Genomic DNA, 24,728 nt, shown 5'->3' with positions numbered 1-24,728 from the left:
AGATAGACTGTACGCTGTATCATAAACGACCATTTTTGAATGAAACATAGAAATCCAAAGAATGGAAGTTCAATTTAATTTTTGAAATTCAAATTTAATAAAAATTACGATTGAAAACAATCAAAAACATGTAAAAAAAATAAAAGAACCAAAGAACTCTAAAATAAAAACCAAAACCAAATTAACTTAAAAATAGAAGAAACAAGAAAAATTACGAAAAAATGGATTTATTGACAAACCCCTTAAAAAATAAAAGAAAAATAAATTATTTTTTAAATATGTTTATACTCATAGGCCCTGAAGCTAAAACTTTTTTTTCAACTTTAATATCTTTAAATCCCACATCTAATGCTATATCTTTAACATAATCCTCTACTAAATACATATCGACTCCATTAAATGCATATGGAAGCCAAGATACAACAATTTCTTTAGGATTTGAAAAATCACTTTTAACTTCATCAATAATCGCAACAAAAACACCATTATCATTTAAACTATTGTAAATCTTTTCAATGATTAATTTCATGTTATTTTTAGCAAAATTTAAAGTATTAATCGCAATTACTAAATCATAGTCAGATCCTATATCATCATTCATATAGTCACCTAATTTTATTTTAGCTCTTTGTGTTAGTTCATTTTCAGATATACATTCTTTAATTAGGTTTTCCATTGGAGGCATGTCAAATAATGTAGCATTTATATCTTCACGAGATTTAACAATTGATAAACCTAAAAGTCCAGCTCCACAACCTAAATCAAGTATATTTTTAATATTAGGATACTCTTCAAGATCCTTTACAATATCTAATATCTCAACTTGACGAATTCCAGTTTGTGAATCTTTTAATTCCTTATAAAATTCATCAAAATACATTGCATTTTCATTTTGAAAATTTTTATTAGGTCCATTTTTAATTAAATCTACAATATCCCAATTAGAAAAGTCATTAATTCCTGAAAAAATTTTTAAAATATTCCCTGTATAATAAGGACTATCTTTAATAAGATATTTTGCCGTATCTTCAGTATTTTTATATTTATTATCCTGTTTAGTAATAAAATTCAGACTATATAATGCATTTAAGAAATATTCTGTATTATCCTTATGTAAATCCATTATTTCTGCAATTTGACTACTAGTTCTAAATTCTTTTAAATTTGAGAAAAAATCTAAATTTAATGCTGCTATTAAGGTTTGTGAATACATTTTTAGATATGAATATTCAGCTAGTTTTTCTATATATTCTCCCATGATAATCACCTTATATTAGGTATAACTAAATTTATATTCGTAGTATAAAAATATAATCATTAAAGAAAAAAAATTAAAGAGTGTCTATCAAAAATCAATGATAAGCTGACAAAATATATTATAATCTTCTTTTTAATAAAAAAAGAACAATTCTGATAAAAAAAATTAATTTTAGCGAATACACTGAAAAAAGATTTTATAACCATTTAAAACACAAATTATCCTAAAAAAAATAGACCAATGGAAAAAAATTCAAACCAATCAGTTGAAAAAACAGTATATTTAAATGTATTTTTAGGAAACCTAATCACATCACAAAGATTCCACTCAAAAACAGCCATACAACCATTATTCAAGAACTAAAAAATTCAGCCCCCTAAATAAATTTATTTCCTTGTTTAGAGTTTTAAAATAAATTTAATAACAATATAAGTTTTTGTAATTTTAGTTTCTAAGCTTTCAAAAACTTTTATTTATGCTAAAGTATCCTTCAGAATATAACATACCATACAATTGAAGTTCCATTAAATAATGCTGCTAAAATAACTGCACAGTAAGAATAGCTTTAGATGGTGGTGCTTTTACTGTCCTACCCATATTTAAAATGTTTTTTACTCTAAGAATCGTTGTAATCCATTAAATATTTTAAATATAATTAATAATATAATTAACTATGAAAGAAATTGAGAAAATGAAAGCCGGTCTTGAATATTGTTACGATGATGAAGAAGTCACTGCATTAAAATTAAAGGCAGTTCAAAACTGTAAAATTTACAATAGCATTGATGATGAAGATTTAGATGCCCAATATGCTTTCTTAAAAGAAATGTTAGGCTCTGTTGGTGAAAAAGTCTGGATTGGAAAGACATTTAGCTGTGATAATGGTAAAAACATTCATATAGGTAATAATTTCACAGGAAATTTTAATTTGACAATTTTAGATATTAAAGAAGTGTATATTGGAGATAATGTAATGATTGGCCCAAATACATTAATTACTACTGTTGGTCATCCATTAACACCAAAAAAACGTCGTCAGCACTTAGGACAAGCATCAGAAATTAAAATTGGTGATGATGTTTGGTTAGGTGGTAATGTAACAATACTCCCTGGAGTAAACATTGGAAATAATGTTGTTGTTGGAGCAGGAGCTGTTGTAACTAAAGATATTCCAGACAACTCTCTAGTTTTAGGTGTTCCTGCAAAGGTCGTTAGAAAACTTGAAAATGATCTTTAAATTTTTTTGAATATTCAATAATAGCTTTTTTAATAACTATTCAAGACAAAGCGAACTAATTAAAATAAGAAACATTAAAGAAAATTATAAAGAATATAACAATGTGAAATAAACAAAAAACATTAAATAATATTAATTAATGAATACTATTTAAAATAAATAAATAATAATAGTATTTAAATAATAATAAAAATATACATAATGTTTATATGACAAATATTATAAGATACAGATTTGCTAAATTAATGGGAAAATTAGGAATAAAACTTGTAGGTCTAAAAGGAGGTATGGGAAAAAGTTTTCCAGGTTGGTTATTTTTAAAATTTGGATCATATGACGCTTTAAATAATCTAGCTCAAGAACCAGAAATAGGTTCTATAATATTGACTGGCACTAACGGTAAAACTACAACAACCATGATGTTAATAAAATTACTCGCAAATGATACAGATATTTGTTATAATTTTGAAAGTAATACTATAAATGCAATTGCAACTGGATTACTTAAAAACAATGCAAAAATTGGAGTATTTGAATATGGTATACGTAATTTTGAACATGGAATACCTGAAAAAATTCAAAAACTTTTAGATCCTATTGGAGTAGTATACACCACAATATCTAGAGAGCACACACAAGTTCTTGGTGTAAAAAACCCATTTAAAAGATATTTTGATGCAAAAAGCGCTCTTTGTAAAAATATGAAAAAAGGAATAGTGATTGTTAATAGTGATGATCCAAGAACCGCATTTATTGGAAAAAACAAAGAAAAAGATATTAAAGTCAATTATTATGGCTTTGATTGTGATTTAGATATTGAAGATTTCTTTAATGAATCCCCAATTCAATGCCCTGTATGTAAAAAAGAAATTAAATATCATAAAAATTTTATGAATCATCGCGGAATATATGAATGTGAATGTGGGTTTAAAAGACCAGAACCAGATGTAAAAATTACTGATTTAAAAATAGAACCTACACAATGGAATATCACAATTGAAGGCAATGTTTATAATTACTGCGAAAAAGAGAATGTTTTTTTTAAGTTTAATACTAACCTTCCTCCATTTGGAATTCATAATTTATACAATACATTATGTTCACTAACCACATATGCTAGCTTTACACCAAGCCCTGAAAAAATTGAAACAACAGCAAAGAAAATCTTTTCATCACTTACAATGAATATTGTACCTCCAGGAAGATTTGAAGTTATTATCACCCCAAGTGGAAAAAATATTGGACTTGGACAAGGAGACAATGGAGATGCTTTAAAAGCTAATATCTTACTTATGAAACAATATCTTAACGATGAAGTAGAATTTATATATACAACACCAGATATAGGTGAAGAAGAAATCTTTGAAGACCACATTGAATCAATTAAATTAATCCAACCAAATCATTTAGTTATTGTTCCAGGAAGAACCTCCATAGATGCTGCAGAAACGTATTATAATCAAATCAAAAATGAATTTAACGCAAATTTTAGTCCATGTGAAAACAAAGAAATCGAAAAAAGAGTAATAAGCATTGAAAAACTAATAAAAGAATCAAAATATAAAAATATAATAATTACTGGTTGTGGTGATGAACAACTAATTTGGGAGCAACTTAAAAGTAAAATTAAAAATGATTTTATTTGATGATTAAAAGTAATAGGTACTAAAAGTACCTTTAATCACTACTAACTATTCATAAAGAATTTATAGCCGCTGTAATTAATTGAATAGTAGATTCAATATCTTCCATACTACAAACACTTACAGGAGTATGAATGTATCTAGTAGGAACAGATAAAACACCAGTTGGAATTCCTTCACGAGTTAAATGAATTGCAGTTCCATCAGTAGTTCCTCCATCACTTACCTCAAGTTGGTATGGAATTTCATTTTCATCACCAGATTTAACAAGTAAATCTTTTATAGATTGTTGAGTTAATATTCCACGTCCACTTGCATCTGCTAGAATAATAGCTGGACCTTTACCTATAACAACCGGAGCTTCTTCTGATTTAATTCCCGGATGATCACCAGATAAAGTTACATCAAGAGCAATAGCTAAATCTGGATTTAATTTAAATGCTGAAGTTTTAGCACCTTTAAGACCTACTTCTTCTTGAACAGTACCTACACCATAAACAGTAGCTCTTGTATTAACTCTTTTTAAAACTTCCATCATCACATAACAACCAACACGATTATCTAATGCTTTACCCATGATTAAATTGTTAGGATAAAACTCAAATAATGAATTGAAAGTCATTTTATCTCCAATACGGATCATTTTTTCTGCATCTTCTTTATCTTTTGCACCAATATCAATGAACATATCATCAGCTTTAACCACCTTATTTCTTTCCTCAGCTTTAGTAACATGAGGTGGTTTTGAACCGATTACACCAACAATATCTTCTCCAATACTACTGTGGATAGTTACTGTCTGATTCATTAACATTTGATCATTAATTCCACCAATATTTGAGAATTTGACAAAACCATTATCATCGATATATCTCACCATTAATCCAATTTCATCCATGTGAGATGCTAACATTACAGATGGAGCCTTCTTTTCACCTTTTTTAGTGGCTATAATGTTTCCCATACTGTCTCTTTCGATTTTATCAGCAACATCTTTTAATTCTCTTTCAATAATTTTAGCAATTTCATCTTCAGATCCAGATACACCGGGTGCTAAAGAAAGTTCTTTCATTAATTCCATTGTATCACCAAAAAATTCTTACAACATTAACTTATTTAATATATACATAAATAAGTTTTTAGGTAAGTATAATTTTTATTTTCTATAATCTATTTTTAGCAACATTTCTTACATATTCACTTTCATCAGAAATAGAAACTTCTTTTAAAACTTTTTTATTAGAAATGTTTTTAACAGCTGCTTCACGAATTCTCCAAGATTCTTCATCTTTAATTAAATTAATTAATACTTTTTGAGATTTTATTTTAGAAACTGCTGAAACTGAAATGTTTTCAGATACATTTTTTTCATATATCTTAAATAAAATTTCTTGATCAGTAATTTTATCTAAAGTTTTTAAACTGAATTCTTCATCAGAATTATTTAAAACTATTAGAACCAACTCTTTTAAATCATCGATATGTTTTAATGTAGCCCTTTTAACTGATTCTATTTTAGCATCATGTAATATTTCAATAAAATATTTTTCACTATTAATATGCTTCATAGCTTCTAAAGCACTTTCTTCATGATGATTGTTTATTGTTATATAAGTAAAATCTTTTTCATCACATAAGTTTGGATTTGAAATAGCATGATTTCTTACAAATTGATCTTCATCATTAAGTGCAATATCTATAAGAATAGCTACATCAGAAATGTGGCTAACAGCAGTTTGGCGAACAAAACTATCTTCATCATTTAAAGCTATTTTAATTAATATTTCTTGATTTTCTATCCTTTTACAGGCTTCTGTTCTAATTACTTTATCAACATCATTTAAAGCTATTTCTTCTATTAATTCAAAATTATCTATTTTATTTACTAAATCTAATCTTACATCAGATTTTTCTGAATTTATTGCAATGTCTCTTAAAAGATTAAGATTTTTGATTTTACCAAAAATAATATTTCTTATTTTAGCATTTTCTTCATTTTTAACAATATTAGCTAATCTCTCTTCACTTCTTAACTTATTTACAGCTGCAATTTTAACTTCTTCATCATTATCTTCAATAGCTACTCTTTCTAAAACATCTTCTTTTATAAATTGATCTTTATTTACAGCAGATTTCCTAATAAATTTATCATTAGCGTTTAATGCTAAATCTATTAATAAACGTTCATTTTCGATTTTTTCCAAAGCTTCACGCCTATATTTTTTATCAATAGCGTCACTAGCTATCCATTTAAGAGTTTCTTCATCCTCAATTTTGTTAAACATTTCAGTAACATTTGTTTGTCTTTTTTTGTTGATTACAATTTCTGCTATTGATTTGTTGTTTTCACCTAATCTTTCATAGGCAAAACTTCTAACATCATAAAATTTTGAATTTAAAGCTGCATCCCATAATAAATCTTTATCTTTAACATTATTAATTGCAATTAATCTAATGGCCCTATCAGTTACATTTTTAGCTAAATCTAGTGAAACATATTGGTTAGTGATATTATCAGCAGCAAAAGCTCTTTCATTTCTATCTTTACTAGTCATAGCTATTTTTTTAAGATCAATTTGGTCTTGAGGTATTTCATCAATACTTTTAATATTTTTTGGCTTTTTTTCTTCCTTTTTATCTTTTTTAAATCTGTTTAAAAATCCCATATTAATTTACATCCCCATACATTTTCATTAAAAAACTAGCTAGTGAAACAATATCTTGACGATTATGTTCTATTATTGGAATCATCGACCCAATATTGTTTTTTGATAAATAAGTTTTATAATAATCAGGAATATACTGACCTGGAACATCATCAACTCTTTCTATTCCAAATAGTTCTTTTTCTATTGTTTGGAGTTTGAAATTTGGAATCTGATCTTTCCATAAATTTCTTGCGAATAACATTAAATCAACATGTGGTAATCTCATTTTTAGATCAATTCTATTGTACAAGCATCTATTTCTAATAAATGGCACATCAAATCTTTTACCGTTAAAGGTTAAATGAACTGAATCTTCATCTAAATGAGATAAATATGCATCAATAATAGCCGATTCTTCTGAATAATCCCTTAAAAAATATTGTGAGGAGATTATTTTATCATTTTTAATCTCAGCAACACCAATTAATATAATTGGAACATTTGAAAGTCCTAATGTTTCAATATCCATAAATTTAAGGTTTTCATAATCTGTAAGACTTATGCATTTAATTAAATTGTTCCTACATTTTTTAGTATATTTATTTTCACTTAACAAATCAACAACTTGTGAAAAAGACATTTCATCAATATTGGACATTAATTTAGATGCACTATTTGAATACTTATCATGGTTTTTAAGAGAGCTTATTGTTTTAAATCCCTCATTTTTTAGTTTTTCTTCAGTTTTAATTCCAATACCTGGAAGTAATTTAAGATTATGATTCATTTGATTTTTGAAATCATTATCTTTTAAATTGAAATCAATTTTTTGTTTGTCAATGATTTTTAATGTTTCACCATAATCAGTGCCAATTACTTTGCTTCCTTTAATATCTGTTAATTTCATACCATTATAAGATATTAAGAGGTTATTTTTTAAATCTTCAAAATAAGAATAAGAATTTTTTCTTGCCAGTTCTTTAGCTTCATTTGAAGGATTTTTTGAAGATATTGAATTTGCCAAAATATTATTTAACAAATAATTTTCATGTTCATTATTGTGTGTCATTCATTAATTAGTATATTTTTAAATTAATATAAAGTTTATAATAAAGTTAAGTTGAGTTTTTATAAATTTTGAATAACTTTATATATGTTAAAAGCATAATTAATATTATGGTTACATTATGTAACCAGAGATAGATTAAACAGCCAAATTTAGAATTCGTTTCTCAAAAGCTTGTAATAACAAGCTGTTAGGTGATTAATAGTATTATTAATTCACCTAACTACCCTAATTTTTAATTAAGATAAAATAAATCTTTTTTTACTTTTTTAATAAAATGTAACTTATTTAATAATGGATTAAATACTCCACATAAAACAAGTACTAAATAACAAAGATTATCATTGTAGCTCTATTAAGAATAGCTAACTGACCAAAATCAATATATCCATTAAATAATTGAACAACATCACAATTTTAAACAAAACAAATGAAATGCAATAATTTGGTAAATTCTTTTGACCATGTGCTAAAATACTCCTAAACTTATCAGTTTATTACAATGACCTTAATTCATAAATTAAATGATATTTATAAATTGGAACAACTCTTCTTTTTTAAAAATGAAAAAAGATCACTTATAAAAATAAACATGTAAATTTCTGAATACTTCAGAAATAAAAACTGTCACAATGACCACATACAACAAGAATAATCATTATTGCTCTTGAAATATCTAACCATATTTTTCTATCTATATTTTTCCATAAAAATTCAATCCTACACTCTCCAGCACTATTTAATTAAATTAATATAAAATAAAAATATCTAAAAAATATAAATATTTCAAAACAATAAATAATTATTAATTGTTTTTTTAAGGTTGTATTATGAAATTAAAATTAGCTATTATATATGGAATATTAATATGGTTCTTAACTTATGTTATTTCAACTATGTTAAATCCTATTTTTATAGATAATATTCCTTATATTACAATTATAGTGCCAGTAGTTATTGTTATTGTTACTAGTTTTTTTGGAATATTATATATTAGAAATATAGAAGAAAATGAGACTTACGAAGGAATATTAGTTGGAATAATATTTATAATTGTAGATACCATTTGTGATTTATTATTTTTCATACTACCTAAAAATACAACTTTAATCGTTGAAGATTATCCATTGCATATTATTTCAATGGTTATACTTACCTTATTAATTACATCATTTTTAGGTTATTTAGCAGAAATGGAAATTGAATTAAAATAGAGATGTTGACATGATACCAAAATCACACCCACGATATGAATCATTACTTTTAAGAGACAAAATTGTAAAAGCTTCTAAAGATGGTTACTTAGCAGACTCCGCAATGATTGCACATGGACGAGGAGAAGCTTTCGATTATTTAATTGGTGAAAGAACCACCTATCCTGCTAAAAGAGCAATGTATGCTGGAGTAGCTACTATGTTATTATCAAAAAATCCAGTTATTTCAGTAAATGGAAACACAACTGCTTTAGCTATTGATGAAATAATTAAATTTGCAAAGACAGTTAATGCAAAAATTGAAATTAATTTATTTTATAGAACTGATAAACGAGTTAAACTTATTAGCGAATTATATAAAAATCATGGATATTTAAATATTTTAGGAAGTCTAGATGATGAAATTAAATATTTAAATGAAATTAAAAATCTTAGAGCTACGGCTAGTAAAAATGGAATATATTCAGCAGATACAATTCTTATCCCTCTTGAAGATGGAGATAGAGCAGAAATACTTAAAAAAAGTGGTAAAAATATAATAACTATTGATTTAAACCCATTATCTAGAACATCAAAAATGTCAAATATATCAATTATGGACAATATTGTTAGAGCTATCCCATTTATGACTAAAATAGCTAAAGACTTAAAAACACAAGACAAAAAAGTCTTAATTGAGATGATTAATGATTTTGATAATAAAGATAATCTTAAAGAATCATTAGAACAAATTAAATTAAATAATTGAGGAAAAATAATGCAAATAATTGGAATATCTGGATTACCTGGATCTGGGAAGAGCTTGGTTTCAAAAATGGCTAGTGAAAAAGGTGCAATAATCGTTAGTATGGGAGATATTATTCGTGAAAAAGCTAAAAAAAGAGGTGAAAGCTCAAAAGAAACTGCTCAAAATCTTAGAGCTGAACACGGAGATTATATTGTTTCTGAATTAACAATTAAAAAAATTAAAAAACTCAGAGAAGAAGGTATTGAAACCCCTATCATCGTTGAAGGTATTAGAAGCCCATTTGAAGTAGATATGTTTAAAGAGAACTTTAAAAAGTTTATTGTTCTTTCAATTTTTGCAAATCCTGATTTACGTTTCAAAAGATTACAAAAAAGAAATCGGGAAGATGACTCTAAAAGTTATGATGATTTCAAAAAAAGAGATCAAATGGAATTAGATTTTGGTATTGGAAATGTAATATCATTATCTAACAAGATCATTATAAATGAAAGCGATTTAGAAAGCTATACTAATAAAATAAGTAAATTTTTAGAAGAAATTGATTTATAAATCATTTATCTTCTAAGATAGCATCTTCAATAATATACACACCACTATCCCTGTGCCATTCTTTTCTATCTTTTAAAATTTTAATTCTTTTTTTAAATATAGGTCCATCAATAGCTAAACTTTCTGCTTCTCCACCTTCAAAAGCTATATTAATCTTATATTTTTCATTAAGTTTAACTAACTCATCAATAGCTTCATCATCTATTAATCTACCTAACCATGATTCATCAAGACCATAAGCAGCTACACTACTTATTATAATTTTAAAACCTACTGATACAATTTTTCGTATGTATTCTAACTCATCAACATGCCAATATGGAGAGATTATTTTTAAATCTAACTCTTTACCTAATTTTTCAATTCTTGATTTTTGATAAATTGAATAAAGTGCACCTGTGTATATAGTTTCGATGCCTAAATTTTTAAGTTTTTGAAAAGCTAGTTTTAAATCTTCAAGTTCTTTTTCCTTAACACCATTAGTTGGAACTAGCATTAACTTTATATCAAGTGCTTCTGCAAGTAAAGTAGTTAAGTGAATATTAGGAACATGGAACATGTATGATTCATCATTTGTAGATTTCATAGAAAGAAGATATTGAACATCTTCATTCCTATTTAAAGCTTCATACAAAGCCATTATACTATCTTTTCCCCCTGAAAATAAGATTGCAGATTTCATGAATTTACCGTTTACGTTTTTCTCTTAGAAATTTTTTGAATTTTCTCCAACCAATAACAAATGATTCAAAGAAAATCCCAATAACAGAAACTACTACTCCTACACCACCACAAATTAATATAAATTCATAATTTGTAAACATTGAAGAATTTGTAGCATTAATACTATCTTGAATTGGTCCATCAATTCGTGAAGCAACAATTCCTCTTTCAAGTAAATTTTCTTCAAAAGTGTCTAATGAAGATGAATCAACAACTAAAACAGCATGAACCTGAGCATAAGTCATGGTTCCACCATAAACTAATTTATACCAATCAGAAAATGATTTTAAAGCTTGAGCTGCAGTATAATTATCTTCAATACTTATGTTAATCACACCAGACTTATTAACTGTGTAATTTGTATAATGTGAATCAATATTACCAATAATTTCCTCAAAATAACTTTGTTCCACCTCACTAAAAGCCCACATAGTGAAAGTTATGCCCGTTTCATTGTACAATTTAAAACCTTCAGTACCAGATAAGTTTTTTTCTAATTCCACAGCATCAACCGATGAAGAAAAATCCAAATATAATGTCTCTTCATTACCAGGCATATTTTTCTCAATTGAACTAACAACAGAAGGTAACTCATCATAAATTGGATCTAAGAAAAATGCCCCACCTATTGAGCCAATTAAAAAAGCAACAACGAGAACTAGAATAACCTCTTTTCTTGGCATGTATCTTCTCAGCATTCCTATTGAAAATACAAATACCATCATTATTACAAACAAAATGATGTAAATAGTCGCAGTTATAAAATCCATAAATTCACACACCATTTAACAGTATTGTTAATTTTATATAACTAATGTATAAAATAATTTTGTAAAAATAAGGATTATTTACGATAAATTACCATTTTGTCACTTGATACAGGCCATTCTATTACAAGAATATTTTTACCTTTATAAAGATATAATGATGTACTTTTTAAATTTGATTTGTGAGATGTTTTGATTTTTTTATAATCACCATTATTGAGTTTTAAATTAGAATAAATCTTATTTTTTTCAACTTTAATTTTAATAGAATTTTTTTTGTGAACAAAAACTGTATGTTTTGATCCCTCACCTTCACTATAAACTTGGTTAATTTGAGAGGATATTTTAGATAAATCTGATTTTGCATTTAAAACATTTGTAATGTCCATTGTATTTTCAATGCTAATTTCTGCTAATGGCAAGGTAAATGCAACTAGAATTATTAGAGATATTGCAAATATTAGTAAATATTCAAGTGAAACCTGTCCTTGATTATCTATTTTCAATTAAATCACCACAAATAAGTTTTTTATAAATAACATCATTAAATCACCCCGAAAAATAGCTATTAATAGTCCTACCAATATGGATGGAACAAATGGAAAAGCCATTTTTACTGTAATTTCAGAAGAAATAAAATTCTGAGAATTCATAATTTTAAGTAAATAAACATCCTTAAGTGTAATTCCACCTGCTGTTTGAGATTTAAAATAATATTTAAAATCAGAATTGCCATTAGTTTTATAAACTTTTAAATTTCCTTTAATATCATCTATTAAAAAACAAATATGTTCATTATTAAAATAAAAATCATCAACTATCATTCCTTCTTTTAAATCTTTAACTTTGACAACTTTTTTAAAACTCATATCTAATAATAATATTAAGCTGTTTATATTGAAAATATTCACTAATAAATCAATATTTCGATTAAATAAGTCATTTTTAAAGTTAAAATGCATAAAAACTATTGCTAAATAAGGAAATGAAACTAAAATACTATTTATTATTACTGTAAATGAAAATGGATATATTGATAATAACGGATAAATATTTAAAGTCGGTATTTCAATACCAATCGGTATTACTGTAGCAATAGCTGTTAACAATTTTACATCACCACCACCCCAAATATTTAATTTCCATAATAATAAAGATATAGCATAAGTTATAATCATAGAAATAAATGAGCACAAAATGAATTTGCTGTTATTTAAAAATATTGATAAAATCAAATTTGAGGTTAATCCAAAAATTAGTAAAGAAAAATTTAATTCATCAGGAATAAAACTAAGTCTTACATCAAAAATTGCAGCAATTAAACAGAAAAGTATTGTAATAATAATTTGAATTAAAAATATAACACTAAAATCCATATTAATAAATTAAACAATCAAAAATATTAATTAGATAGAAATTAGACTTAAAAAATTGTTTTTAAAATAAAAAAATGAGAAAACTAGTTTTTAGAATAATCATAACTAGCTTTAACAAATGATTTAAATAACGGATGTGGTCTATTAGGTCTTGATTTAAATTCTGGATGGAACTGACAACCAATAGCCCATGGATGATTTGGCAATTCAATAATTTCAACTAAAAAGTCATCTGGACTAGTACCAGAAATTATTAAACCTTTTTCTTGTAAATCATTTCTATAATCATTATTGAATTCATATCTATGCCTATGACGCTCTTTAATATCTAATTCACTATAAGCTTCATAAGTTTTTGTTCCTTCAATGATTTTACAATCATAAGAACCTAAACGCATTGTTCCACCAATATTTTTGATTTTCTTTTGTTCTTCCATCATATCAATAACAGGATGATTAATTTCACTATCAAATTCAGAACTATTAGCATCAAGATAACCATTACGTCTTGCAAATTGTGTAACCATAGACTGCATTCCTAAACATATTCCAAATAAAGGGATATTATTTTCAATAGCATAATCTACAGCATCTAATTTACCTTCAAAACCTCTCTCACCAAATCCACCAGGAATAAGAATACCATCAAATTCACTCATAGCTTCAATGTCAAGTTTTTCAACATCAGAACTTAAATATTTAATTTTAGCTTTAACACCAATACTAGCTGCTGCATGTTGCAGGGACTCTCTAATACTAATATATGCATCTTCAAGCTCAACATATTTTCCAACAATGCCAATTGTTACAACTGGATTATCAATTTTAAGAGATTTAACAATTTCACTCCAACCACATAATTTTGAAGAATCAGAAACTACATCTAAACCAATTCTATTAACAATTAATGCACCAATATTGTTTTCTTCTAAGACTAATGGTACTTCATAAATAGTAGTTGCATCAGGAGTATTTACAACTGCTTTTGGATCTACATCACAAAAATGAGCGATTTTATCTCTCAAAGCTTTATCAATAGGTTCTTGAGACCTACATACTATAACATCAGGATTAATACCCATACTTCTTAATTCTTTGGTAGAATGTTGAGTTGGTTTTGTTTTAAATTCACCAGCTGCATTTAGGTAGGGAATAAATGTAACATGGACGAACATGACATTTTCAGAGCGTTCTTCATTACGTAATTGTCTTAAAGCTTCAAGGAATGGTTGACTTTCAATGTCCCCAACAGTACCTCCAAGTTCGATTAAAACAACGTCATAATTTCCAGTTTCAGAAGTAGCTCTAATCATTTCTTTAATTTCATTAGTTATATGTGGAATAACCTGCACACAAGCTCCTAAAAATTTACCTTCTCTTTCTTTTGAAATAACTGATTTATATACTTTACCAGTTGTAATATTTGCTAAACCTTGTAATTCAACATCTAAAAATCTTTCATAATGTCCTAAGTCTAAATCAGTTTCCATTCCATCAGAAGTTACAAAAACTTCTCCATGTTGATAAGGATTCAATGTTCCAGAATCCCAATTTAAATACGGGTCTATTTTAATAGCCCCTACATTCAATCCATAAGATCTTAAAATCCTACCCATAGAAGCAGAAGTAATTCCTTTACCAATTGAACTAACAACCCCACCTGTTATAATAATATACTTTGTCAGAAAAATCCTCTCCATTAAATAAAATTAATATACTACAATTTTAGATTTTCTTAATTTATAAAATTAGTGTTTTAATAAATTCCTTGATATACTTATCACAAAATTCCCAATCATGTTTACCCTCAGCTTGAATAAATTTAGAATTAACTCCTTTTGAATGTAAAAAATTGTAAAAATCAACATTTTTATCATATAAAAAATCATCATATCCACAAGCCATGAATATTTCAGGAATATTCTTAGTATGTTCAATTAAATATTTTGGATCCACGTCACTTCCAATAACTTCATCTAAATTGCCAAAACAACTTTCTGCAAATGATCTTGAATATAACACATTATTATTTTCATCCAACAAATGAACATCGTCCGTAATTAAAGCAGCAGATACAGCACCAATTTTAGAAAAATTATGAGAATATTTTAATCCATTTCTAATAGCTCCATACCCTCCCATTGAAAAACCAGCTATAAAAGTATCTTCCCTTTTACAAGACAATGGAAATATATTCCTTGTAATATCAAGAAGTTCTTGACCTACATAATCTGCATATAATTCATGAGACTTTAAATGATTTAAATAAAAACTATTTTCACCACATGGAATTACAACAGCAATTCCTGCATCTTCTGCAAATTTCTGAATAGAAGTATTAGCTAAAAATATATCATCACTACCATAAAGACCATGTAATAAGTACAATGTCCTATATGGTTGTTCTATAACCTCCTGTCTATCATCTAAAAAATGTATATTATCTGCAGGTAGAATAACACTTATAGATGTTCTTCTCTGCAATGACTTACATTTAATGTCTCCTCTAAATAATACCATAAATATCACCCTTTAACTCTACCAAGCAACAACTCTATATTTTGTCCACTTATTTGAAAAGTATCTATAAAGATAGAATCCTGCTCTTACATACCAATCAATGAACATGGCTATCCATGTTCCAAATACTCCAATATCCATCCAATCAGCAATAACATAAGATAAAGCAATTCTACAAGTAAACATTACAAATAAACTTATAAACATGACAGATTTTGAATCACCTGCTCCTCTAAATGTAGATGGAAGCGTAAAAGATATAGGCCATATTACAATTGCAAAAATACCATGCCATATAATCATTTCAGACGCCATTGCAGCAGTTTGTGAAGATAAATTATAAACCCCTAAGATCACAGGGAGAATTGCAAAAATAATTAAATTAATAATTACATGAAATACAAAAACGATAAATAAACATTTTTTATTGTAATATCTTACTTGTTCATAATCATTAGCACCAACACATTGTGAAATAATAGCTGTTAGACCTAAATTAATTGCAAAACCTGGTAAAACTGAAAATATACCAATTGCATATCCAACAGAATTTGCAGCAATTGCCAAAGTACCAAAAGTTGAAACTAAACTTAAAACTAAAATACGGCCAAGTTGAAATAATCCATTTTCAATACCATATGGAATTCCCACATCCAATACTTTTTTAAGTATACTAAAATCAAATCTATGTTTAAAAGTCCTTTTAATATGTAATTTATTTTTATTATCAAGAGCATAATACATTATAATAGCTGCTGATAAAAATCTAGACATTACTGTTGGAATAGCAACACCCCGAACATCCCAACCTAAATAATAAATACAAAACGCATTACCCACGACATTTAAAATATCACAAACAATCATTATTTTCATAGGTAAATATGAATTACCAATTGTTCTAAAAATAGCTGCACCAGCATTATATATTGCAATAAATGGAATTGATAATGCTACAATATACAAATATTTCTCAGCATTAATCCAAACATCTGCTTCAATTTCACCAAATAATAAACTAATTAAAAAGAATCTTAAAAGTAAAACAATTATCATTAATACAAATGATGAAATTGCAGAAAACCAAACTAATTGATTAGAAGCATTATTTGCTTCTTTAAATTTTCTATCACCTAAATATTGACCTGCTACAACAGCTCCCCCCGTAGCTAGTGCTGAAAAACCAAAAATTAATAATTGCATTAAAAAATCAACAAGAGAAACTCCAGAAATAACCACTTCTCCTAAAGATGCAACCATTATTGAATCAGCTAAACCTACAAAGAACTCTAAAGCCTGTTCTATTAAAATTGGAATAAACAAATAAAATAAAGCTTTATTTGAGAATAAATAATTATCTGGAGTTCTTATAAGTTCTTTCATCATTGGATTTAACCTAATATTCAGTCAATTTTAAAATTTTTTTTAAGTAAAACATATAACTACTCCACAATTTAAAAATCATTAATTAGTCTAGATAATAATTTATATCCTTCTTTTTTTTCTAATGAACCTTTTAAAACCCCAAATTCATCAAAAGATTCACAATCATCCCCTTCTTTTGTTGATGAATATATAATTAATGGCACATCATCTCTTGTATGAGTTCCAAGAGCTATTGGTGTTGGATGATCTGGCAATATTGCAGCTTTAAATTTCTGACCATTTAAACTCTCTATTACAGGCCCTACAATAAACTCATCAATTCTCTCAATAGCTTTTATTTTTTCATCTATAAGTTGAGCATGTCCTGCTTCATCTGGAGCTTCTACATGAATAAATAAAACATCTACTTCTTTTAAAGTTTTAATAGCATATTTTCCTTTTGCTTCATAGTTTGTATCGAAAAATCCTGTAGCACCAGGCACATCAACAACTTCCATATTTGCAAAAAGAGCAATACCCTTTAATAAATCTACTCCAGTTATAACTGCCCCAGACAATTCATAAGTTTCTTTAAAATCAGGTAATGATGGAGTTACACCTTGACCCCACAACCAAAGCATATTAGCTGGCTTTTTACCTTCACTTATTCTTTTTTTATTAATTTCATGTTCCTTTAGAATATCTTGTGTTTCATACATTATTTTTTTAATAAATTGAGCTAAATTATGATTCCATGCATCATCAATTACTGATGAAGTATTTTCATCTAATGATCCATTAACAATATCATGAGGAGGTATTGTTTTTAAATTAGCTAATAGCTCAACATCTTCTTGATTTTCACAAGAATAAACAAATAAATGCCTATAACTAATTCCAGTATAAAATTTACCTTTAAAATTCTCATATTTATCACTGAAATAATCATTCAATGCATTTAATAAAACATCTGCTTCCTCAGAACTAATATGATCTGCATTAAAATTGTCCATAACATTATCCTTTTCAGTTATAGTATTACATCTAAATATTACATCATTTTTTGATGTTTTAATACCAACACTACCTGCTTCAAGAGGTCCCCTACCAGTATAATAATCTGCTGGATTATATCCAAAAATACTCATATTAGCTACATCAGAACCTGGAGTATAACCATCAGGAACATTATTGGTTAAACCCCCAAAACCATTTTTAGCTAATTTATCAATATTTGGAGTATTAGCTACTTGTAAAGGAGTTTTACCTTCAAGTTCATCGATTGGAAAATCACTAGACCCATCAGGGATAAAAATCACATATTTCATGATATCACTTATAAAAAAAAATAAAAAAAAAACTTTTTAATTAGTTTTTATTTTTTAAAATACTAATTAAATCAGTTAACATGGCTGAGGCAGTTTCAAGTGAACCTGCTCCAAGTCCCATTACAGTTATATCTCCAGCCAAATCAGTGTGAATGGTTGCCATATTTAAAGTTCCACTTACATCATAAGAACTTCCTTTTTTAACTAAACGTGGAGAAACTTGTAAATTATCAGGAGAAACTTCAGCTATTAACTTAATTAAATAATCATCTTTATTTGCAAGTTCAATAGCTTGAGAGTTAATATTTGAGATACCTTCAACTTTAACATCACTATAAGTTGCATCAATTCCTAAAAGAGAATTAGCTAAAATTACAGTTTTACAAGCTGCATCAATACCATCTACATCTTGAGTCGGGTCTGTTTCAGCTATTCCTAACTCTTGAGATTCTTTTAAAGTAACATCATAAGCCGAGCCTTCAGAAGTCATTCTTGATAAAATGTAATTTGTAGTACCATTTAAAATACCAATAATTGATTTAATACCGCAAGATGAAAGTGTTTCTTTAGTAAAATTAATAATTGGCATTGCTCCTCCAACACTTGCTTCATATTTAAATTCTACATTGTTTTCACGAGCAGCATTAACAACATCCCTGAATTTAAGTGCTAAATGACCTTTATTAGATGTTACTACATCTTTTCCTTGATTAAAAGCCTTAAGTGTTAAAGAAAATGCAGGTTCAGCATCAACTATATTAGTAGGAGTTGCTTCCATTAAACAATCATATTCAACAGCATCCAATACATTTGCACCTGCTACATCACTACCACATTCAGGGTAATTTAATAAGTTTCCATCATTGTTTTTTACATCAACAAGTAATTCTTCATCTAAACCATCAATATTAATTGCAGATGAAGATGAATCTGCTGCAGCAACAATTTTTAAATCTATGCCAACTTTTTCTCTAATCATATTTTTTTTTAATGAAATTGCACGAGCTATTCCTTGACCTACAGCTCCAAACCCCATTATAATGATTTTACATTCATTCATATTAATCCCTAAACTTCATTAATCATAAGTAAATTTTTTTCCTCAGCAATTTTTTTAACTTCATTAAATACATATTGTTTTTGACCAAAATCCGTTTCAAGATTAAGTAAAGCAGTAGATTTATCTTCACCATCTAATTTAATATCAAAACCAACGACATAAACACCATTTAACGCATTAATTCTTTCTGTTGTATCTTGCACATCCTTATCTACAATATGACCAATAAGGATTGTACTTATTATTTCTTTTTTAACAACACCATCCATTTCAATAATAGAGATTCCTAATTCTTCAAATCTTTGAATTACACGATTAAGGTTTTCTTGTTCACCTTCTAATGTAAGTTGAACAGGAATCATACCTTTTTCATTTTTAGCATCTCTTTTATGGATAACAGTTACTAAATTTGCACCAAGGCCACTAATAGGTTCTAAAACTGAAACTAATTGCCCTGGAACATCTAAAAGTTCTAGAACTAAATCCATTCTCATAAAATCACCGTATTTAATTTGTCCAATCTGCTTTTTTAACTATTAAATTCCCATCTTTATCAATTCTAGCATTTCTTAAAATTTTTTCAGGATTTTTCTCATGGGATTCATCATCACGAGTTAAATTTAAATTGTCAGTAATATACCATGTTTCCTCTAAATCTGGAATATTTTCTAATGTTTTTGAAAATTTATCAATGATTTCCTCTGCATCTTTTTCGATTGTCATTATTAAAAACTCCTACATTAATAATATGAGTATTTTATTTTTCAATATTAATAAATATTTGCAGTTAATTGTATTATCGTTAAAAGTTTTAAGTGTTAAATAACAAAAGAAAAATTTGAAATATAAAAAAAGATTTAACTATTAAAAATTAAAAAAAATTAATAAGGTTTTGGAATAACTGTTTTAATACCATTTATGTCTTTAACATATGCATCTATGCCATATACTTCTTTTATGGTATTTGAATTAATTGCATCTTCCCCACCACATTTAACCTTACCATTTTTCAGTAGAATAAATTTATTAGAATATCTTAAAGCTAAGTTTATATCATGTAAAACAACTATTGGAGTTATTTTTTTATCTTTAGATATTTTTTTAAGTAAATTCATTACATCATATTGGTTTTTTAAATCCAAATCACTAGTAGGTTCATCAAGAAGAAGAATTTCAGGACCCTGAACAAGTGCACGAGCTAAAACAACTTTTTGTAATTCACCACCACTAAGCTCATTAATATATCTTAAGGCATAGGATTCAATATTCAATAATTTCATTACATTTTCTGTAATTTCAATATCTTCTTTAGATACATTCCATGTTATATATGGTCTTCTTCCAAGTAAAATAGCATCAAAAACTGTTGATCTCTCAACTGAAAATTTTTGTGGAACATAAGCAATTTTTTGGGCTATTTTAAAATTATCAATATTTTTAATATCTTCATCATTTAATAAAATAGAACCTTTTTCATAGCTTAATATCTTATTTATACACTTTAAAAGTGTAGATTTTCCAGAACCATTAATTCCTAAAATAGAAATAAAATCTCCTTTTTCAACTGTGAAATTAATTCCATTTAATATTTTTCTATCTTTATAAGAAAACTCCATATTATTAACTGACAAAAGCATAAAATCACTTAATACTTCATTTTTATAATTATATAAAGAAACATTGGCGCACCCATAAATGCAGTTATTATACCTACAGGCAAAATAATTGGTGCTATGACTAATCTAGACAATGTATCTGAGATTAATAAAATTAAAGCACCTAACAATCCTGCTGATGGAATTAAAAATCTATGATCATTACCTAAGATTCTTCTCATAATATGTGGAGCTATTAATCCTACAAATCCAATAACTCCTAAAAAAGCAACTGTTAGTGCTGCTGTAAACGAAGACAATAATAAAGCAATCAACCGAATTTTTTCAGTGTTAATTCCAAAACTTTTAGCAGTAATCTCCCCTGCAGAAAGACTATTATAATCCCAGGAATGATAAATAAAATAACTTAAACTTGGAATAAGTATTATTAACATGATCCAAAAATCATTCCAAACAGCTCTACTAACATCCCCAAATGTCCAAAATATTGTAGCAGCAACTTGAGTATCACTAGCAAAATACTGCAAAAACATGGTTCCTGCTGAAAATAATGCACTCATTGCTACTCCTGCAAGAATCATTACTTCTGGAGTTAAATTTCGAATTTTAGAAATTATGATAATTGCAATAACACCAATTAAAGCACCTATAAAAGCAAAAAATACTGTTAAATAAGGATTGTTTAATATTACTGCATCTGCTTGAGAACTATACAATGTTCCTGCACCTAAAATAATAATTGAAAATGAAGCTCCAAAAGCAGCACCCTGTGAAATGCCCATTGTATAAGGACTTGCAAGAGGATTTCTAAGTACACATTGTAAAATTGTACCCTCAACACCCATAAAAATCCCTGCAACAATTGCAACAACAATTCTTGATATTCTAATATTCCAAATTATTGATGAATCCTCTGTATCAAAAAAAATAGAAAGTAATATTTGTTTAAAACTTAAGTTAGTAGCACCTACTTTTATTGAAAATAAAGATACTACTAATAATAATATAGATAAGATTAAAATGATTACAAACTTTCTGTTTATATAATCTTGGTAGGATTTAGTATTCAACTTCAACTATCTCACTTTTTTTGCAATTATGATTTTGTCTTCGGCTGTTGTTCCAAAAGAAGCATTATGATGATTAATTGGAAATATGTCTAAAATATCAAAACCAAGATTTTCTAAATTTTTCAAATAAGAATCATAAGACAAGTCATTTTTAAATGTATATCTTACTTTTCCTTTATTTGATTTATCAAAGTTTGTAAAATTCCATTCTAAATTATTCAAAATATCATTTAAATTTAATTCTGTTTTAGTTGGAAAATATTGTTTATTTATAAAAAGCCCATTCATATTCAATGAGTTATAAATTTTTTCTGCGATTTTCGCATTTTTTCCACCAGGATTATACGAAGAAAATATTATATCATAAGAACCTTCTAAATCATCTTCATAGAAATTTCCAGAAATTAAATTTATATCAGAATTAAATTTATCACAAAATTTTTTAGTTTCATTTAAAACATCTGGAAAATCAAAAACAAATGCTTTTAAATTTGGATTTAATTTTTTAAATCCTATAGAATATAATCCATGCCCTCCACCAATATCCAATAAAGTTTTAGAATTTCTAAATTCATCATAATTATTAACTATATTTAGAGTTTCTTGTAGTTCTCCAGATACAGCATCTTCAGCCATTGCTTTAATAATAAATTTAAAAAAGTTTTCATCTTGTTTTATCTCTTTAGAGTATAAAACATTTTCTAAATCATTCCAATTGGATAAAGGTTGATTTAAAGATTTTATTATTGTTTTTCTTTGGAAATAAGAATTTGAGTTTAAATAGATATTAGAAATCTCTTTATTAATATAATACCCATTTTTTTCTTCAATTAAATCTAATTTTACTAAAGCTTCCAAAAGATAATAAAACATGTCATAGTCAATTGAACATTTATTAGAAAGTTCTAAACAAGTATGTTTCTTTTCTAAAACATCAAATAAACCAATATTTAACGATGTTTTTATAATATTAAATACTTTAATTCCTTTTGTTGCATCATTTAAAATTTTTTCAAATTCTAAAACAGAAACTGAAGGTTCTTCCATAATATCCATAAATATCATCCATAAAAAGAAAACTAAATTGTTGTTTCTTCAAATGCCTTATAATGAGATGTTATATTTTTTGCAGCATCTCCACCATTATCTCCATTGAATTTAATGAATATTTCCTCAGTTTTTTTATCTATATCAACATCAGCAAATTCTTCAGGATATAAAATCTTACCAACATAATAAGAGTTTGCAAACATTTCTTCCTTATTATAGCTATACAAACAATAAGTTAATAAATTATGAACTTTTTTATTTTTAATAGCACTCATATTCTTATAATCAGGGTTTTTAGAAATATCATCTTTAATAACTTGATTACTTGCACCTTCAATAAAAATATAATCTGGATTCCATTGAATCAATTGCTCTTTATCTATTTGGATTGCATGTACAGTTGCATTATCTCCACCAACACCACTTGCAACATTTGTTGCATTTAAATGTATAAATGAAGGATAATACGGATTAGTAGAAGTTATACCATGAACTCCATAAAATGCTTGTCCTGCAATATACACTTTTTTATCTTTTTTAGCATTATTTGTTCTATCTTTAAGATCCTTTTCAATTTCATCCATATAACCAATTAATTCACTAGCTCTATCTTCTTTACCTAAAACTTTTCCCATCATAGTTAAGGAATTTTCATATTTTTCCATCTGTTGCTCTGTTCCAACAGCTCCAACATATGTAACAATTGTTGGAATGCCTGTTTTATTTTGAATTAAATTAGCTTGTTCAGGAGTTCCTGCAAATACAACATCTGGTTTTAAACTTGATAATTTTTCATAATCTACCGTATCTGTTTTTGCATTACCAATGATTGGCAAATCCATTAAATCCTTATTAGATTTAATATATGGTAACTCATTACCCCAAGCTCCTTGAGAATTAGATTCTATCTGTTCAATTCCTACAATTTTATCTTCTGCACCAAGATAAACAATCTCTCTTGCACTACATCCAACACCTACAACTTTCTCTACATTAACAGGAACATTAACTGTTCTTCCTGCCATGTCTTGTACTGATATCATTCCATTTGAACTTTCATTGGAATTATCATTAAAATTAAATGCAACAATAGCAATTATCGCAATGACAACAACAATAAGCCCAATATAAATCTTTTTATCCATTTTAAATACCTCTAAAATAATAATAGTATTTTAAAAAAACAGAAAGTATTACTAAAATAGCTAAAAACAATAAATTAGTAATACAAAAATATATTTAAATAATACTACTATTATTTATAAGTTATTTCAATTAGTACTATTTAAATATTGTTAAAAAGTTTTAAACATAATTATTAATTTGTTAAAAAATCATCTGCTTTTTAATACATCCCAATTTTCCTTAATTTGAACATATAATATATCTTTGGAATGTTCAACAGATAAATTAAATTGAATAATTATAATGTTTAACGTAAAGAAATACAACTTTTTAGTGAGAAATTCTACAAAGCTAAGAATTTAAAA

General features: G+C 26.7%; 24 protein-coding genes. 5 read left to right on the top strand and 19 right to left on the bottom strand.

What is annotated here, in order from left to right:
• Positions 1–265 precede the first annotated feature (265 nt).
• Positions 266–1,258 carry a class I SAM-dependent methyltransferase gene (locus MBORA_RS10070; RefSeq protein WP_042692666.1) on the bottom strand — a complete coding sequence of 331 codons (993 nt, stop codon included), beginning with the start codon at positions 1,256–1,258 and terminating at the stop codon, positions 266–268.
• 673 nt (positions 1,259–1,931) lie between these two features.
• Here MBORA_RS10070 and MBORA_RS10065 point away from each other — a divergent pair.
• Both MBORA_RS10065 and MBORA_RS10060 read left to right on the top strand, forming a co-directional pair.
• Positions 1,932–2,495, top strand: a complete 564-nt coding sequence (locus MBORA_RS10065) for a sugar O-acetyltransferase (protein WP_042692670.1) — start codon at positions 1,932–1,934, stop codon at positions 2,493–2,495.
• 209 nt (positions 2,496–2,704) lie between these two features.
• Entirely contained in the window at positions 2,705–4,141 is a 1,437-nt protein-coding gene (locus MBORA_RS10060) for a Mur ligase family protein (protein WP_063720632.1), read from the top strand.
• A 49-nt stretch (positions 4,142–4,190) separates the two neighbouring features.
• Here the strand turns inward: MBORA_RS10060 and MBORA_RS10055 are convergent, their stop codons facing one another.
• The 3 genes from MBORA_RS10055 to MBORA_RS10045 form a co-directional block, all read right to left on the bottom strand.
• Positions 4,191–5,219 (bottom strand): M42 family metallopeptidase, encoded by a 1,029-nt coding sequence (locus tag MBORA_RS10055; RefSeq protein WP_042692673.1) that lies wholly within the window; start codon positions 5,217–5,219, stop codon positions 4,191–4,193.
• Between the two features lie 82 nt (positions 5,220–5,301).
• Positions 5,302–6,804 carry a HEAT repeat domain-containing protein gene (locus MBORA_RS10050; protein WP_042692676.1) on the bottom strand — a complete coding sequence of 501 codons (1,503 nt, stop codon included), beginning with the start codon at positions 6,802–6,804 and terminating at the stop codon, positions 5,302–5,304.
• A 1-nt stretch (position 6,805) separates the two neighbouring features.
• On the bottom strand, positions 6,806–7,855 hold the full coding sequence (locus tag MBORA_RS10045; protein WP_042692679.1) for a ribonuclease H-like domain-containing protein: 1,050 nt from the start codon (positions 7,853–7,855) through the stop codon (positions 6,806–6,808).
• Positions 7,856–8,682: 827 nt separating this feature from the next.
• Between MBORA_RS10045 and MBORA_RS10040 the strand changes: the two genes are divergently transcribed.
• Genes MBORA_RS10040 through MBORA_RS10030 form a run of 3 tightly spaced genes read left to right on the top strand, consistent with a single transcriptional unit; the run spans position 8,683 to position 10,363 of the window.
• Entirely contained in the window at positions 8,683–9,066 is a 384-nt protein-coding gene (locus MBORA_RS10040) for a hypothetical protein (RefSeq protein ID WP_042692683.1), read from the top strand.
• Positions 9,067–9,076: 10 nt separating this feature from the next.
• Positions 9,077–9,814, top strand: coding sequence for a phosphopantothenate/pantothenate synthetase (locus MBORA_RS10035; RefSeq protein ID WP_042692685.1), 738 nt, complete (start codon positions 9,077–9,079; stop codon positions 9,812–9,814).
• Positions 9,815–9,823: 9 nt separating this feature from the next.
• Positions 9,824–10,363, top strand: coding sequence for an AAA family ATPase (locus MBORA_RS10030; protein ID WP_063720631.1), 540 nt, complete (start codon positions 9,824–9,826; stop codon positions 10,361–10,363).
• Position 10,364: 1 nt separating this feature from the next.
• Here the strand turns inward: MBORA_RS10030 and MBORA_RS10025 are convergent, their stop codons facing one another.
• The 15 genes from MBORA_RS10025 to MBORA_RS09955 all read right to left on the bottom strand — a co-directional run bounded on the left by MBORA_RS10025 (position 10,365) and on the right by MBORA_RS09955 (position 24,383).
• Positions 10,365–11,045 (bottom strand): diphthine--ammonia ligase, encoded by a 681-nt coding sequence (locus MBORA_RS10025; protein ID WP_063720630.1) that lies wholly within the window; start codon positions 11,043–11,045, stop codon positions 10,365–10,367.
• Between the two features lie 4 nt (positions 11,046–11,049).
• Positions 11,050–11,856 (bottom strand): hypothetical protein, encoded by an 807-nt coding sequence (locus tag MBORA_RS10020; protein ID WP_042692690.1) that lies wholly within the window; start codon positions 11,854–11,856, stop codon positions 11,050–11,052.
• 74 nt (positions 11,857–11,930) lie between these two features.
• The gene (locus MBORA_RS10015; RefSeq protein ID WP_042692693.1) at positions 11,931–12,359 is read right to left on the bottom strand and encodes a class III signal peptide-containing protein; all 429 of its coding nucleotides are present in this window, start codon (positions 12,357–12,359) and stop codon (positions 11,931–11,933) included.
• Positions 12,360–13,229, bottom strand: a complete 870-nt coding sequence (locus MBORA_RS10430) for a prepilin peptidase (RefSeq protein ID WP_081738348.1) — start codon at positions 13,227–13,229, stop codon at positions 12,360–12,362. It lies immediately after the preceding gene.
• A gap of 83 nt (positions 13,230–13,312) precedes the next feature.
• Positions 13,313–14,929 (bottom strand): CTP synthase, encoded by a 1,617-nt coding sequence (locus MBORA_RS10005; protein ID WP_042692696.1) that lies wholly within the window; start codon positions 14,927–14,929, stop codon positions 13,313–13,315.
• A gap of 40 nt (positions 14,930–14,969) precedes the next feature.
• Positions 14,970–15,749 (bottom strand): alpha/beta hydrolase, encoded by a 780-nt coding sequence (locus MBORA_RS10000; protein ID WP_042692699.1) that lies wholly within the window; start codon positions 15,747–15,749, stop codon positions 14,970–14,972.
• Between the two features lie 18 nt (positions 15,750–15,767).
• Positions 15,768–17,132, bottom strand: coding sequence for an MATE family efflux transporter (locus tag MBORA_RS09995; RefSeq protein WP_042693259.1), 1,365 nt, complete (start codon positions 17,130–17,132; stop codon positions 15,768–15,770).
• Between the two features lie 71 nt (positions 17,133–17,203).
• A complete protein-coding gene (locus MBORA_RS09990; protein WP_063720629.1) occupies positions 17,204–18,442 on the bottom strand; it encodes a cofactor-independent phosphoglycerate mutase in 1,239 nt (412 codons plus the stop codon).
• 40 nt (positions 18,443–18,482) lie between these two features.
• Positions 18,483–19,502 carry a homoserine dehydrogenase gene (locus MBORA_RS09985; protein WP_063720628.1) on the bottom strand — a complete coding sequence of 340 codons (1,020 nt, stop codon included), beginning with the start codon at positions 19,500–19,502 and terminating at the stop codon, positions 18,483–18,485.
• An 8-nt stretch (positions 19,503–19,510) separates the two neighbouring features.
• Complete coding sequence (locus MBORA_RS09980) at positions 19,511–19,996, bottom strand: amino acid-binding protein (protein WP_042692703.1); 486 nt, start codon at positions 19,994–19,996, stop codon at positions 19,511–19,513.
• Positions 19,997–20,009: 13 nt separating this feature from the next.
• Entirely contained in the window at positions 20,010–20,225 is a 216-nt protein-coding gene (gene gatC / locus MBORA_RS09975; protein WP_042692707.1) for an Asp-tRNA(Asn) amidotransferase subunit GatC, read from the bottom strand.
• A gap of 158 nt (positions 20,226–20,383) precedes the next feature.
• Positions 20,384–21,118, bottom strand: a complete 735-nt coding sequence (locus MBORA_RS09970; RefSeq protein ID WP_211258400.1) for an ABC transporter ATP-binding protein — start codon at positions 21,116–21,118, stop codon at positions 20,384–20,386.
• 29 nt (positions 21,119–21,147) lie between these two features.
• Positions 21,148–22,194, bottom strand: coding sequence for a FecCD family ABC transporter permease (locus MBORA_RS09965; protein WP_063720627.1), 1,047 nt, complete (start codon positions 22,192–22,194; stop codon positions 21,148–21,150).
• Positions 22,195–23,244 (bottom strand): methyltransferase, encoded by a 1,050-nt coding sequence (locus MBORA_RS09960; RefSeq protein ID WP_169805479.1) that lies wholly within the window; start codon positions 23,242–23,244, stop codon positions 22,195–22,197. It abuts the gene before it with no gap.
• 23 nt (positions 23,245–23,267) lie between these two features.
• The gene (locus MBORA_RS09955) at positions 23,268–24,383 is read right to left on the bottom strand and encodes an ABC transporter substrate-binding protein (protein WP_052331790.1); all 1,116 of its coding nucleotides are present in this window, start codon (positions 24,381–24,383) and stop codon (positions 23,268–23,270) included.
• Positions 24,384–24,728 lie beyond the last annotated feature (345 nt).

This window comes from Methanobrevibacter oralis (assembly GCF_001639275.1).
In the GTDB taxonomy this organism is placed as follows: domain Archaea; phylum Methanobacteriota; class Methanobacteria; order Methanobacteriales; family Methanobacteriaceae; genus Methanocatella; species Methanocatella oralis.
The sequence above is the reverse complement of the archived record's forward strand: the minus strand, read 5'-3'. Positions and strand labels throughout refer to the sequence as shown.